The 12,509-nt window shown below is 67.0% G+C and carries 14 protein-coding genes; 12 read left to right on the forward strand and 2 right to left on the reverse strand.

The window, feature by feature from the left end; translation table 11 throughout:
• Nucleotides 1-91: 91 nt before the first annotated feature.
• Together PSELUDRAFT_RS11080 and PSELUDRAFT_RS11085 are read right to left on the reverse strand one after the other, a co-directional pair.
• On the reverse strand, nucleotides 92-1,036 hold the full coding sequence (locus PSELUDRAFT_RS11080; protein WP_231895196.1) for a hypothetical protein: 945 nt from the start codon (nucleotides 1,034-1,036) through the stop codon (nucleotides 92-94).
• A gap of 138 nt (nucleotides 1,037-1,174) precedes the next feature.
• The gene (locus PSELUDRAFT_RS11085; RefSeq protein WP_088966901.1) at nucleotides 1,175-1,849 is read right to left on the reverse strand and encodes a phosphatase PAP2 family protein; all 675 of its coding nucleotides are present in this window, start codon (nucleotides 1,847-1,849) and stop codon (nucleotides 1,175-1,177) included.
• 232 nt (nucleotides 1,850-2,081) lie between these two features.
• Here PSELUDRAFT_RS11085 and PSELUDRAFT_RS11090 point away from each other — a divergent pair, with 232 nt between their 5' ends.
• Genes PSELUDRAFT_RS11090 through PSELUDRAFT_RS11145 form a run of 12 tightly spaced genes read left to right on the forward strand, consistent with a single transcriptional unit; the run spans nucleotide 2,082 to nucleotide 12,509 of the window.
• Nucleotides 2,082-2,360, forward strand: coding sequence for a phosphopantetheine-binding protein (locus PSELUDRAFT_RS11090; protein WP_088966902.1), 279 nt, complete (start codon nucleotides 2,082-2,084; stop codon nucleotides 2,358-2,360).
• On the forward strand, nucleotides 2,357-3,013 hold the full coding sequence (locus PSELUDRAFT_RS11095) for a hypothetical protein (protein WP_088966903.1): 657 nt from the start codon (nucleotides 2,357-2,359) through the stop codon (nucleotides 3,011-3,013). The genes PSELUDRAFT_RS11090 and PSELUDRAFT_RS11095 overlap by 4 nt, the downstream gene beginning before the upstream one ends.
• 33 nt (nucleotides 3,014-3,046) lie before the next feature.
• Nucleotides 3,047-4,393 (forward strand): AMP-binding protein, encoded by a 1,347-nt coding sequence (locus PSELUDRAFT_RS11100; RefSeq protein WP_088966904.1) that lies wholly within the window; start codon nucleotides 3,047-3,049, stop codon nucleotides 4,391-4,393.
• A gap of 2 nt (nucleotides 4,394-4,395) precedes the next feature.
• The gene (locus PSELUDRAFT_RS11105; protein WP_088966905.1) at nucleotides 4,396-4,695 is read left to right on the forward strand and encodes a beta-hydroxyacyl-ACP dehydratase; all 300 of its coding nucleotides are present in this window, start codon (nucleotides 4,396-4,398) and stop codon (nucleotides 4,693-4,695) included.
• Complete coding sequence (locus PSELUDRAFT_RS11110) at nucleotides 4,692-5,606, forward strand: acyl-CoA synthetase (protein WP_231895197.1); 915 nt, start codon at nucleotides 4,692-4,694, stop codon at nucleotides 5,604-5,606. Before PSELUDRAFT_RS11105 ends, PSELUDRAFT_RS11110 begins: the two co-directional genes overlap by 4 nt.
• A gap of 7 nt (nucleotides 5,607-5,613) precedes the next feature.
• Complete coding sequence (locus tag PSELUDRAFT_RS11115) at nucleotides 5,614-6,201, forward strand: LolA-related protein (RefSeq protein WP_231895198.1); 588 nt, start codon at nucleotides 5,614-5,616, stop codon at nucleotides 6,199-6,201.
• A complete protein-coding gene (locus tag PSELUDRAFT_RS11120; RefSeq protein WP_088966908.1) occupies nucleotides 6,198-8,546 on the forward strand; it encodes an MMPL family transporter in 2,349 nt (782 codons plus the stop codon). Before PSELUDRAFT_RS11115 ends, PSELUDRAFT_RS11120 begins: the two co-directional genes overlap by 4 nt.
• A complete protein-coding gene (locus PSELUDRAFT_RS11125; RefSeq protein ID WP_088966909.1) occupies nucleotides 8,533-9,219 on the forward strand; it encodes an alpha/beta hydrolase in 687 nt (228 codons plus the stop codon). The genes PSELUDRAFT_RS11120 and PSELUDRAFT_RS11125 overlap by 14 nt, the downstream gene beginning before the upstream one ends.
• Nucleotides 9,216-10,010: a polysaccharide deacetylase family protein gene (locus PSELUDRAFT_RS11130; protein WP_088966910.1), complete on the forward strand. Its 795-nt coding sequence runs from the start codon at nucleotides 9,216-9,218 to the stop codon at nucleotides 10,008-10,010. Before PSELUDRAFT_RS11125 ends, PSELUDRAFT_RS11130 begins: the two co-directional genes overlap by 4 nt.
• A 53-nt stretch (nucleotides 10,011-10,063) precedes the next feature.
• A complete protein-coding gene (locus PSELUDRAFT_RS11135) occupies nucleotides 10,064-11,257 on the forward strand; it encodes a beta-ketoacyl-[acyl-carrier-protein] synthase family protein (protein WP_088966911.1) in 1,194 nt (397 codons plus the stop codon).
• Nucleotides 11,254-12,048, forward strand: coding sequence for a beta-ketoacyl synthase chain length factor (locus PSELUDRAFT_RS11140; RefSeq protein WP_088966912.1), 795 nt, complete (start codon nucleotides 11,254-11,256; stop codon nucleotides 12,046-12,048). Before PSELUDRAFT_RS11135 ends, PSELUDRAFT_RS11140 begins: the two co-directional genes overlap by 4 nt.
• Nucleotides 12,045-12,509 (forward strand): 3-hydroxylacyl-ACP dehydratase, encoded by a 465-nt coding sequence (locus PSELUDRAFT_RS11145; RefSeq protein WP_164497428.1) that lies wholly within the window; start codon nucleotides 12,045-12,047, stop codon nucleotides 12,507-12,509. The genes PSELUDRAFT_RS11140 and PSELUDRAFT_RS11145 overlap by 4 nt, the downstream gene beginning before the upstream one ends.

The raw sequence follows: 12,509 nt of genomic DNA on the forward strand, positions 1-12,509 counted from the left end.
CCGCCTGGTAGTTGCCGCAAGCCGTTCGGTCAACCACTGCCGCGTGATGGCTGAAGCGGCACTGCCTGGCGGAGATGGCGAACCAGCGCCGTTACCGGCGCTGTGCGGTAGCGTCAGCCTGCTGGTTTGCCTGGGGAATGCCATGCGCTTCCACTTCCACCAGCAGATCGCTGCGGCAGACATCCGCCTGTACGTACACGGCACGGATGCCGGGGCCGATCAGTTGCTCCAGCGTGCTGCGTACCCTGGCGTAGTCGACGGCATGGCGGATGTAGACGCGGTAGTCCAGCCCGGCCAGGCTGTAGCCGGCGTCCGGTGCCAGCTGCCGGGCCTGCTCCACCAGTACGGTGATATTGGCCATGGTTTCCCGCGTCTGCGCCACCACGTCGCCAATGTGCACGGTGCCGTGCCCGACGATGCTGGCGGTGCCGGAAATGAACAGGATGTCGTTGCCGGCGATGGCGGCGCGGGTAAAGGTGGGGCTGCGCGGCCCGTATTGTCGCGGGTAGGCGAAGGCACTGGTCTGGCGCGGGTTTTCGATGCAGCGAGGTGCCTGGCGTGCGGCCAGGAAGGCGATGCTCAGTGGCCCATCCTCCACGCCTAGCGCACAGGCGGCGGGGCTGCTGTTCACCGGCCGCTCGAAATCGGCAAACGCTTCGTGGCGGCCGATGTTGAACTGGCGATAGCGCTCCAGACCATGCTCCATCTCGTTGATGCGCGGCACGTAGTTCCAGATGCGCCACAGGTGTGGAAAGCCTTCGGCCTCCAGCAGTGAGAACAGCTGGCGGTAGGCGCGCTCTGCGGCCAACTGCAGCGCGGTGCCGGTGTCGCTGCCGTGGCCTTCTTCCAGCTCGATCGCCCCGTAGAGCAGCTCTGCGTTGCAGCTGTAGTGGATATCCTGAAAATGGCCGCGGCGGCAGGGGCTGGCGCTGTACCAGTATTCGTGCAGCTGTTTTGCACCGTCGCCGAGCAGCGGCATGCGTACCCGCTGCACGGGCCAGGGCAGACCTGGTGCCGGGTGGTGCAGGCTGCTCATGCCCAGGATGCCGGCAGCGGCCGGTAGCGGCGGCTCGCCATTGGCGGCTGGGTTACATTGGAAAAACTGCAAGCTGGTGTCTGGACTCATGATGCGGGCGTTTCGGTTGCAACTGTACAAAGGGTGATGCGGAGGCGGCTACAGGCTGTTGCCGCGGGCGTGGCTTTTCAGGCCGCTCAGCCAGGCTGTACCCAGCCCCAGCAAGGTGCCGGCCACCACGTCCAGCGCCACGTGCTGTTTGACTGCCATGGTGGAGTAGGCGATGGCCACGCACCAGGCGATATTGCACCATTCCATGGTGCGGCCCAATCGCAGCAGGCGAATGCGCCAGTGCAGCCACAGCCCGGAAAACACCGCGGTGGCCACGTGCAGCGACGGGAAGGCATTGCCGGCGGTATCCACGTTTTTCAGGAAGGCCACGCCAGGATACTGCGCCCAGTCGATATCGGCCGGGGCGATGGCATTGGGCCAGAAATAGAATATCGCCAGCCCGCTCAGGCAGGGTAGTGCCACCTTGACGCCGTAGCTGACAATTTCGCGGCGGCTCAGCATCAATACTGCCGGCAGCGAGACATAAACCCACAGCGACAGGTAAATCGGCAGTGCCCAGGGCTGAAAACCGACCAGGCGGTCAGGCAGCGTGGCAGGGATGATGCTGACCGCGCTGGCCGGGTGCCGCAGCAGGTAGACATAGGCGACAAAAAACACCATGGTGAAGCCCATGGTGCCGAACATCTTGAACCAGAAGTGGGTCAGAATGGTGGCCACAACGCCGGTCTGGCCGGGCGGTTTGCTGATCACTCCCTTGTTCAAATCTGCTCCTTGCTGGTGGTGACCGGGCGGGTGCGGTGGTATGCCGGCGGGGATATTTGTTATACTCCTCGTTTATTTTTCCGCGTCATGTATCGGCTTTGCCGCCGTCAAAACAGCGTGTCATCACGCATTCTGCCGGCGTTTCAAATGGCATGGCGATGATACAGAAACTGCATGATGTTGGCGATTGCCAGCATTTTCATTAAACAATACTCGATTATTATTTCAAATCATGGAACAACCTATTGCGCCGGACCTGGCACTGGAACGTGAAATTGCCGGGCATATCGTTACCGCGCTGAACCTTGACATCGCGCCCGAAGACATTGTTCCCGAGGCGCCGCTGTACGGTGACGAGCTGGGCATCGACTCCATCGACATCCTGGAAATCGCGCTGGTGATGTCCAAGCAGTACGGTGTGCAGATGAAGGCCGACAGCGAAGACAACACCACCATTTTTGCCTCCCTGCGCGCGCTGGCAGCCTATATCCGCGAGCATCGCAGCAAATGACCGGGCTATGGCGCTCCGTGCGCCTGGTGTTGCTGGCCCTGGTGGCCGGGGCCTATCTGGTATTCGACTACCTGGCCTCGTCCTCCAGCCAGCCGCCGCTGTACGCGGTGCTGATCGGCGCCGCGCCGCTCACCATCGGGGTGATCGCCGCCTGCTGGAACTCCGTCTTTCGCCTGCCGGCCATGCTGCTGTGCACGGGCGTGTTGCTGGCGGTGGCGCTGAATATCGACCGCCTGCTGGCGCACGCCGCCTGGCTGTATTTCTTCCAGCACGCCGGCATCATGACCGGCCTTGGCATCATGTTCGGTAGCACCCTGGGCAGCCACGAAGGCGCGCTGTGCTCGCGCATTGCCCGCATCGCCATTGCCGAGCCGCTGGATGCGCGCTACCTGCATTACACCTGGAAGGTCACCCTGGCCTGGACGCTGTATTTCGCCGCCTGCGCTACGGCATCGCTGCTGCTGTTCGCGTTTGCCCCGCTGGCCAGCTGGGCGCTGTTCGCCTCCTTGTTCACCCCGCTGTCGCTGGGGCTGATGTTCGGCGGTGAATACCTGATCCGCCTGCGCGCGCTGCCGGGGCAGCCGCATTTCAGCATCGCCCAGACCATCCAGTCCTATCGCAAATACACGCAGTGCCGGGATACCGCCGAGTAGGCCCGTGCTGCCGAGATTGATTCCGTTCCGTTCATGAGCCTGATACCGCTGCTTCCCGATGCCGAGCGCCATGCGCCTTTTGCCTATCGCCATGGCGAGCTGATCGACCGCGACACCTTCCACGCCCAGGTACTGACCCTGGCTGCCGCATTGCCGGAAGGGCAGCGGGTGATGAACCTGTGTGCCGACCGCTACTGGTTCGCGGTGGCGCTGTTTGCCGCCATCGCCCGCAATATGCTCACCGTGCTGCCCAATTCCGCCGCGCCGGAGCATATCGCCATGGTGGCTGCAGAGCAGCCCGGCGTGCTGGTGCTGGGCGACCAGGCCGACAGCCCGGTGAGCGGGCTGCCGTATTTCCGCGTGGACGTGCCGGCGCCGGCCTTGCGGCCAACCTTGAACGGGATGCCGCTGATCGCCTTCGACCAGCGCATCGCCTGCATGTATACCTCCGGCTCCACCGGCACGCCGATGCCGCATTTCAAGACCTTCGGCCGCCTGCGGCTGGCGATCCTGGCTGGCGCGGAACGGGTGTGGGCGGTGGCCGGTGCGCCGTGCTCGGTGGTGGGCACGGTGCCGATCCGCCACATGTACGGGCTGGAGTCCAGCGTGCTGCTGCCGATTCTGGCTGGCGGGCGCATGTCGTCGCAGATTCCGTTCTTCCCGGCCGACATCGCCGCCAGCCTGGCGGAAATGCCGGCGCCGCGGCTGCTGGTGATCACGCCCTTCCACCTGCGCAAGCTGCTGGAGGCGAACATCGCGCTGCCGGACATCGCGGTGATCCTGTCGGCTACCGCACCGCTGTCCGCCGAGTTGGCCGCACAGGCGCGCCAGCAGCTGGGCTGCCCGGTGCTGGAAATCTACGGCTCCACCGAAACCGGCCAGGTCGCCACCCGCGAAACCGACCGTGACAGCACCTGGCATACCCTGCAGGGCATCACGCTGGAGCTGCGCGACGACGAATTCTGGGCGGTGGGCGAGGTGTATGAGACACCGCAGATGCTCAACGATATGGTGGAGCTGTTCAGCCCGAGCCTGTTCCGGCTGGTGGATCGCAAGGCCAATATGATCAATGTGGCCGGCAAGCGCAGCTCGCTGTCCTTCCTCAACGCCACGCTCACCAGCCTGCCCGGCGTGGTGGACGGCGTGTTCTGCGTGCCGGAGCGCAACACTAGCGGCGAGGTGGAGCGCCTGGCCGCCTTCGTGGTGGCGCCGGGGCTGGACCGCGCCGCCATCCTGGCCGGCCTGCGCCAGTATGTCGATTCGGTGTTCCTGCCGCGCCACGTGGTGTTCATCGACAGCCTGCCGCGCGACGGCAACGGCAAGGTTCTGGCGCGCAGCCTGCAGGAACTGATCGCCCAACATCTACCAAAGCGGGGCTGAACATGATGCGCCTTCCTTTGCCTATCGCCAGCGATCACCCGGCCTATGCCGGCCACTTTCCCGGCCGCCCGGTGCTGCCGGGCGTGGTGTTGCTGGATCACGCCATGCTCACTATCGAAGCGGCCAGCGGGCAGCAACTGGCCGGCCTCTTGGTAGCCAAGTTTCACAGCCCGGTCAGCCCGGGGCAGCTGCTGTGGCTGGAGTTCCGTCTGGACCCGGCGGCAGTGGCGTTCACCATTTTTCATGAACAGCGCAAAGTGGCGGACGGCAAGTTTGCCGTGGCCGAAGGGCGGGCCGGGTGAGTCAGCCCGACGCTTCCAGCGCCCCGGAGTGGATGCAGCAGCGTGAACGCGGCAGCCGCTTCTGGCTGCGCGTCATGTCCACGCTGTCCTGCCTGCTGGGGCGGCGCTGCTCGCGGCTGGTGCTGTACGGCATTGCCGCCTATTTCCTGTTGTTTGGCGGCCGGGCGAGCGCTGCATCGCGCGCCTACCTGACGCGCTGCCTGGGCCGCGCACCAGGCTGGGGCGAGCGCTACCGCCATGTGCTTGGCTTCGCCAGCACCATTCACGACCGCGTCTACCTGCTGCGCGACCGTTTCGACGATTTCAGCATCGAGTTGTCCGGCACAGAGCAGCTGCACGCCTACTGCGACCGCGGCCAGGGCGCCTTGCTGTTCGGCGCTCACCTTGGCAGCTTCGAAGTGCTGCGCAGCATGGCGCGTCATCGCCCAGGGCTGCAGATCAGCATGGCGATGTACCCGGAGAACGCGCGCCAGATCAACCAGGCGCTGCAGGCCATCAACCCGCGCGCGCAGCAGGACATCATCGCGCTGGGCACGCTGGACGCCATGCTGAACGTGCACAACCGGCTGGAAGCGGGCGCGCTGGTGGGCATTCTGGCCGACCGTGCCTCCGGGCCGGACCAATACCTGAGCCGCCCGCTGCTGGGGGCGCCGGCGCGCTTTCCCAGCGGCCCGTTCCGCATGGCGGCGATGCTCAGGCAGCCGGTGTTCTTCATGGCCGGCATCTACCTGGGCGGCAACCGCTACCGGGTGCATTTCGAGCTTTTGGACGATTTTTCCGCTGCCGGGCACCTGCCACGGGAACAACGGTTGGCCGCATTACTCGACAGCTATGTGGCGGCGCTGGAGCGGCACTGCCGCGCCTACCCGTTCAACTGGTTCAACTTTTACGACTTTTGGGATGAAAGCTAGACAGAGCATGCGAGCACCTATCATGAGCAAGACCGTGGCCGCGCTGGCCGTATTGCTGGCAGCCGGCCTGTGCCAGGCCGCCGAACTGAGCGTGGCCGACCTGATGCAGATGCTGGGCCAGAAAAAATCCGGCACCGCCACCTTTGTCGAGAAAAAATACATCGCCATGCTCAAGCAGCCGCTGGAGTCTTCCGGCGAGCTGGCCTTTACCGCGCCGGACCGGCTGGAAAAGCGCACCCTCAAGCCCAAGGTGGAATCCGTGCTGCTGGAGGGCAACAAGCTGACGCTGGAGCGCAGCGACGGCCGCAAGATGACGGTGGCGCTGTCCGACCGCCCGGAAGTGGCGGCCTTTGTCGAAAGCATTCGCGCCACCCTGTCCGGTGACCGTAGCGGGCTGGAGCGCTTCTATACCCTGGCGCTGAGCGGCGGCAGCGAACAGTGGCAGCTGAACCTCACCCCGATCCAGTCGCGCATGCAGAAGGTGATCAGCCAGATCCGCATCGCCGGCAACCAGGCGCAGGTGCGCAGCATCGAGTTCCTGCAGGCCGACGGCGACCGCTCGGAAATGACCATTACCAGCACCAGCAGCAAATGAAGCCAGGCCGTTACAAACTGGCGCTGGTCGCCTGGCTGGCGCTGATGCTGGCCTCGGTGCTGGTGATCACCCAGACCCGCTTTGTGGCCGACCTGTCCGCCTTCATGCCCAAGGTGCCCAGCGCGCGGCAGCAGATGCTGATCGACCAGCTGCGTGACGGCGCCATCGCCCGCATCGTGCTGGTGGGCATCGAAGGCAGCGACGAGGCCGAGCGTGGCCGGCTGTCGCGGTTGCTGGTGAGCCAGTTGGCGCGCAACCCGCGTTTCACCTCGGTGCAGAACGGCGACAGCCAGACCCAGCAGCGCGACCAGCAGTATTTCTTTGCCAACCGTTACCTGCTGAGCCCGGCGGTGACGGCGCAGCGCTTCAGTGCCGACGGCCTGCACGGCGCCATCCAGGACACGCTGGACGCCATGTCCGGCGATGCCGGCCTGGTGGTGAAGAAGATCCTGCCGCGCGACCCTACGGGGGAAACGCTGCAGATTCTCGACCAGTTCATCGGCGAGAGCCAGCCGCAGAGCAGCAACGACATCTGGGTATCGCGCGACGGCAAGCGCGCGGTGCTGCTGCTGCAGTTGGCCGAATCCGGCCTGAATACCGATGCCCAGGCGGCGGCGCTGGCCGATGTGCAGCACACCTTCGACCAGCTGCCGGCGCGCCATGCCGACACCCGGCTGGTGATGAGCGGCACCAGCGTGCTGTCGGTGGCCTCGCGCAACACCATCCAGCATGAGGTGGAGCGGCTGGCCACGCTGGGCACCGTGCTGGTGGTGGCGCTGCTGCTGCTGGTGTACCGCTCGCTGCCGCTGCTGCTGCTGGGGCTGATCCCGGTGCTGTCCGGCGCGCTGGTGGGCATTGCCAGCGTCAGCCTGGGTTTCGGCCACGTGCACGGCCTCACGCTGGGCTTCGGCACCACGCTGATCGGCGAGGCGGTCGATTACTCCATCTACCTGTTCATCCAGCGTGCCGGCGGCAACGAGCCGCGCCACTTCTGGCGCACCATCCGCCTGGGCGTGCTCACCTCCATCACCGGCTTTGCCGCGCTGATGTGTTCCAGCTTCCCCGGCCTGTCGCAGCTGGGGCTGTATTCCATCAGCGGGCTGGTGACGGCAGCGCTGGTGACCCGCTATATCCTGCCGGGGCTGATGCCGGCGCGGCTGAATCTGCGTGACCTGAGCGGGCCGGGGCAGTGGCTGCAAAAGGCGCTGGATGGCCTGACGCGCCTGCGCTGGGTGCTGGCGGCAGCACTGTTGGCCGCAGTGGCGGTGCTGGTGCTGCACAAGCAGGACATCTGGAGCCGCCAGCTCAATGCGCTCAGCTCCATCTCCAAGCAGCAGAACCAGCTGGATGCCGAGCTGCGCGGTGATCTGGGCGGCAACGACATGCGCTACGTCGCCAGCTTCAGCGCGCCGGATCAGGAAAGCGCGCTGCAACTGGCCGAGCGCAGCCGGCAGGTGTTGCAGCAGCTGCAGCGCCAGGGCGTGATCGGCGGCTTCCATTCACCGGATGAGCTATTGCCCAGCCAGGCCAGCCAGCGTGCGCGCCAGGCGGCGCTGCCGGCGGCGGGCGAGGCGCAGCAGCGGCTGCAGCAGGCGCTGCAGGGCATGCCGCTGGCGGCCGAGCAGCTGCAGGGCTTCCTGGCCGACCTGGAACGCAGCCGCACCCAGCCGCTGCTGAGCCGGCAGAGCCTGCACGGCAGCGCCAGCAGCGTGCTGCTGGATTCCATGCTGATCAAGCGTGAGCACGGCTACCTGGTGCTGATGCCCTTGCGGCCAACGGGTGTGGGCGTGCAGGGCGACCAGATCGCGCTGGACAAGGTGCGCGCGGCGCTGGCTGCCCGGCAGCTGGGGCAGGTGACGGTGATCGACCTGCTGGAGGAAACCACCGCCATCTTCGACAGCTACACCCACGAGGCGCTGGTGTTCTCCTCGCTGGGCAGCCTGGCCATCCTGCTGCTGCTGGCGTTTACCTGCGGCTGGCGCCAGGCGGTGCGGGTTACCATTCCGCTGGGCTGCGCGGTGCTGTGCGTGGTGGCCATCTTCGACGCCAGCGGCATCCAGCTGACCATCCTGCACCTGGTGGGGCTGCTGCTGGTGGTGGCCATCGGCTCCAACTACGCGCTGTTCTTTGCCAACAAGCAGCAGCTGGGCAGCGCGGCGGAGCAGCGCCAGGTGGAGGTATCGCTGGTGGTGGCCAACCTGGCCACAGTGACCAGCTTCGGCCTGCTGGGTACTTCCAGCGTGCCGGTGCTGTCCTTCATCGGCAGCACAGTGGCGATAGGCGCTTTGCTGGCGTTGGTGTTTTCCGCAATGATGGCGAGGATGCAGCCCAGTGCGCACCATTGACGATCGCTGGCAGCCGGCGCAGCGGGCGGACAGCCTGCTGGTGCTGCTGCCGCCGGCCAAGGCCACACTGGAAGACCTGATCGCACAGGGCATGGTGGCTGCGGTGCGGGAGCGCGGCCTGCCGCTGGATATCGTGCTGGCCGAGGTGGGGTACCAGCAGGTGATGGCCGGCACCGTGGCCAGCAGCCTGCAGCAGGCGGTGGTGCAGCCGGCGCTGGACGCCGGCTACCGCCACATCTGGCTGGCCGGCATCTCGCTGGGTGCCTTCAACGCGCTGCATTATGCTGCCTGTTACGCCGCGCTGTGCGGCCAACGTCTGGCGGGCATCAAGCTGCTGGCGCCGTACCCCGGCACCGCCGACATCCTGCAGGAAATCGGCGCCGCCGGCGGGCCGCAGGCCTGGGCGGCGGACCCGGCCACTTCCAGGCAGGACGAGCGCATCTGGTGGCACTGGCTGGCCGCTGGTGCCGGCGATTGCCCGGTGTGGCTGGGGCTGTCGGAACAGGATCGTTTTCTTGCCGGGCAGCAGTTGCTGGCCGGCCTGCTGCCGCCGCAACGGGTGCAGCGCACCGACGGTGAGCACAGCTGGCCGGCCTGGCTGCGGCTGTGGCAGCACTGGCTGGATCACGGCCCGCTGGCCGCGCCGGCATTTGCGGCAAAGGAGCAAGCATGAAGCTGTCGCCGTTTCTCAAGCTGTGCATCGCCCTGCATATAGTGGCGCTGCTGGCATGGTTGGCCGCACCGCAGTACTGGCCGTGGCTGCTGCTGGCGCTGTTCCTGTTGCACGGCGGCATCGCGCTGGCCGGCCTGCTGCCGCGCTGCGCGCTGCTGGGCAGCAATCTGACCCGGCTGCCGGATGCCGCCATCCGTCGCGGCGAAGTGGCCATCACCATCGACGACGGCCCGGACCCGGCAGTCACCCCAGCGGTGCTGGACATGCTGCGCCAGTACCAGGTACCGGCCACCTTCTTCTGCATCGGCGAGCGCGCCCAGCGCCACCCGGAGCTGTGCCGCCAGGCGGTGGCGGAGGGGCACGATATAGAAAACCACGGCCAGCGCCACCGCAAGCACACCTCGCTGTTCGGCCCGGCCGGCTGGCGCGGCGAAGTGGGCGAGGGCCAGGCCACGCTGCAGGCGATTACTGGCCGGCTGCCGCGCTTCTACCGGCCCATCGCCGGGCTGCGCAACCCCTTCCTCGACCCGCTGTTGCAGCGCTCCGGGGTGTTTCTTGCGAGCTGGACCCGCCGCGGCTATGATACGCGCGCCTGCGACCCGGACACGGTGTACGCCCGGCTGGTGCGCAATCTGGCAGCGGGCGACATCCTGCTGCTGCACGATGGCAATGCCGCCCGCACCGCCGACGGCAAGCCGCTGATCCTGGCGGTGTTGCCGCGCCTGCTGGAAGAGTTGGCCGCACGCCGGCTCACACCGGTTACTCTGCGCCAGGCCTGCGAGCCTGACTGAATCGGCCATGCCGATCGCCTTTCGCCAACCCATGCTGATTTACTCCCCCGCTTATGCAAGCTCTTCGACTTAGTGCCTATACCCTGACCAGCGCCCTGGGCGCCGGGCGGGACTCCCATCTCGACGCCCTGCGCCAGCAGCGCGGCGGCATCGTCAGAAAACACTGGGAAACCGTCGAATTCGAGGTCTGTGTGGGCGAGGTTGCCGGCCTGGACGAGGTCGCGCTGCGGCCGGATCTGGCGGCCTACGACTGCCGCAACAACCGTCTGGCGCAGCTGGGGCTGCAGCAGGACGGTTTCATCGCCAGCGTGGAGCAGGCGGTGGCGCGCTACGGCGCCGGCCGGGTGGGCGTGTTCCTCGGCTCCAGTACCTCCGGCATTCTCAGTTCGGAAGTGGCCTACCGCCAGCGCGACCCGGACAGCGGCGCGCTGCCGGCAGCGCACAGCTACCGCGAAACCCACAATGCCTACTCGGTGGCGGATTTCGTGCGCAGTTTCTTCGGCCTGGCCGGCCCGGCGGTGGTGGTATCCACCGCCTGTTCCTCCAGCGCCAAGGTGTTCGGCACCGCCGAGCGCATGATGGCTGCCGGGCTGATCGACGCCGCCATCGTCGGCGGCGTGGATACCCTGTGCCTCACCACCATCTACGGCTTCTCCTCGCTGCAGCTGGTGTCGAGCAATCCGTGCCGCCCGTTCGACGGCGAGCGCGACGGTATCTCGGTGGGCGAGGGGGCGGCGTTCGCGCTGCTGGAGCGCGCCGGCCAGCCGCAGGCGGGCGACATCCTGCTCACCGGCGTGGGCGAGAGCAGCGACGCCTACCATATGTCCTCGCCGCACCCGGAAGGTCTGGGTGCCCGGGCTGCCATGGCGCAAGCCTTGCAGCAGGCCGGCCTCGCGCCGGCAGACATCGATTACATCAATCTGCACGGCACTGCCACGCCCAGCAACGATGCGGCGGAAGGCGCCGCGGTGCTGGCGCTGTTCGGCGATGCCACGCCGTGCAGCTCCACCAAGGGCCATACCGGCCATACGCTGGGCGCCGCCGGCGGCATCGAGGCGCTGATCTGCGCGCTGGCACTGCAGCACGGCGTGATGCCGGGCGGGGTGGGCACGCAGCAGCTGGATGCCAGCCTGCAGTGCAATTACCTGCTGAGCACGGTGGAGCGCCCCTTGCGCCACGTGTTGAGCAATTCTTTCGGTTTCGGTGGCAGCAACTGCAGTCTGGTTTTCTCGCGGGTGGGTGCATGACTACGGCAACGATTTATCTTGAGGGCCTGAGCCTGCTCGGCCCGGGCATGAACGACTGGACCGAGGCCGCGCCGCGGCTGTTGGGGCAGGCGCCCTACCAGGCCGAGGACGTGCGCCTGGCGCCGCCGGCCATCCTGCCTTCCACCGAGCGCCGCCGTGCCGGTACCGCGGTAAAGCTGTCGATGGCACTGGGGTTGGCCGCAGTGGAAGCTGCCGGCGCCGATGCCGCCAGCCTGCCCAATGTGTTCAGCTCCACCGGCGGCGACTGCGACAACTGCCACAACCTGCTGGAAGTGCTGGCCTCGGACGAGCGCATGATCTCGCCCACCCGCTTCCACAACTCGGTGCACAACGCGCCGGCCGGCTACTGGGGTATCGCCACCGGCTGCACCGAGGCCTCCACCAGCCTGTGCGCCTACGATGCGACCTTCGGCGCCGGCCTGCTGGAAACCATTACCCAGGCGCACAGCGCCGGCAAGCCCTGCCTGCTGATCGCCTTCGATACCGCCTACCCGGAACCGCTGTACGCGCAGCGGCCGATTCCCTACCCGATGGGCGTAGCTATGGTACTGAGCCCGCTGCGCAGCGCCGCGAGCCAGGCCGAGCTGCGCGTGAGCTTCAGCAGCGAGCCGGCCAGCCGCATGGACGACGCGCAGCTGGAAGAGCTGCGCCAGCGCATTCCCGCTGCGCGCAGCCTGCCGCTGCTGCAGCTGCTGGCCAGCGGCCAGCCGGGGCGGGTGGTGATCGACTACCTGGACGACTGCCGCCTGGCCATCGAGGTGGCGGCATGATGGACCCGGTGATGGATCAGGCCTGGATTGCCGCGCGCATTCCGCACCAGGGCAGCATGTGTTTGCTGTCGGCAGTGGAAAGCTGGAACGAAGACGACATCGTCTGCCTGGCCGACAGCCACCTGCGGGCGGACAACCCGCTGCGCGCCGCCGGCCGCCTGGGCGTGGCCAACGCCATCGAGTACGCCGCGCAGGCCATGGCGGTGCATGGTGCGCTGCTGGCCGGCGATGCCGCACCGGCGCGCGCCGGCTACCTCACCAGCGTGCGTGAGCTGAGCTGGCATTGCCGCCGGCTGGACCAGTTGGCCGCACCGCTGCGCATCCAGGCGCAGCGCCTGTCCGGCAGCCCGGTAAACGCCATGTATCGCTTTTCCCTGCATGCCGGCGACAGCCTGCTGGTCAGCGGCCGCCTGGGCGTGGTGCTGGATGCCGACGCGCTTGCCGGCAAATCAACCTCTTGA

The sequence above is a fragment of the Vogesella sp. LIG4 genome (assembly GCF_900090205.1).
Classification (GTDB): domain Bacteria; phylum Pseudomonadota; class Gammaproteobacteria; order Burkholderiales; family Chromobacteriaceae; genus Vogesella.

Bases quoted from the DNA above. Each gene is read 5' to 3' on its own strand.
- PSELUDRAFT_RS11120 (WP_088966908.1), top strand. From the start codon at position 6,198: ATGAAGCCAGGCCGTTACAAACTGGCGCTGGTCGCCTGGCTGGCGCTG.
- PSELUDRAFT_RS11100 (WP_088966904.1), top strand. From the start codon at position 3,047: ATGAGCCTGATACCGCTGCTTCCCGATGCCGAGCGCCATGCGCCTTTT.
- PSELUDRAFT_RS11090 (WP_088966902.1), top strand. From the start codon at position 2,082: ATGGAACAACCTATTGCGCCGGACCTGGCACTGGAACGTGAAATTGCC.
- PSELUDRAFT_RS11080 (WP_231895196.1), bottom strand. From the start codon at position 1,036: ATGAGCAGCCTGCACCACCCGGCACCAGGTCTGCCCTGGCCCGTGCAG.
- PSELUDRAFT_RS11115 (WP_231895198.1), top strand. From the start codon at position 5,614: ATGCGAGCACCTATCATGAGCAAGACCGTGGCCGCGCTGGCCGTATTG.
- PSELUDRAFT_RS11130 (WP_088966910.1), top strand. From the start codon at position 9,216: ATGAAGCTGTCGCCGTTTCTCAAGCTGTGCATCGCCCTGCATATAGTG.
- PSELUDRAFT_RS11105 (WP_088966905.1), top strand. From the start codon at position 4,396: ATGATGCGCCTTCCTTTGCCTATCGCCAGCGATCACCCGGCCTATGCC.
- PSELUDRAFT_RS11135 (WP_088966911.1), top strand. From the start codon at position 10,064: ATGCAAGCTCTTCGACTTAGTGCCTATACCCTGACCAGCGCCCTGGGC.
- PSELUDRAFT_RS11095 (WP_088966903.1), top strand. From the start codon at position 2,357: ATGACCGGGCTATGGCGCTCCGTGCGCCTGGTGTTGCTGGCCCTGGTG.
- PSELUDRAFT_RS11145 (WP_164497428.1), top strand. From the start codon at position 12,045: ATGATGGACCCGGTGATGGATCAGGCCTGGATTGCCGCGCGCATTCCG.
- PSELUDRAFT_RS11140 (WP_088966912.1), top strand. From the start codon at position 11,254: ATGACTACGGCAACGATTTATCTTGAGGGCCTGAGCCTGCTCGGCCCG.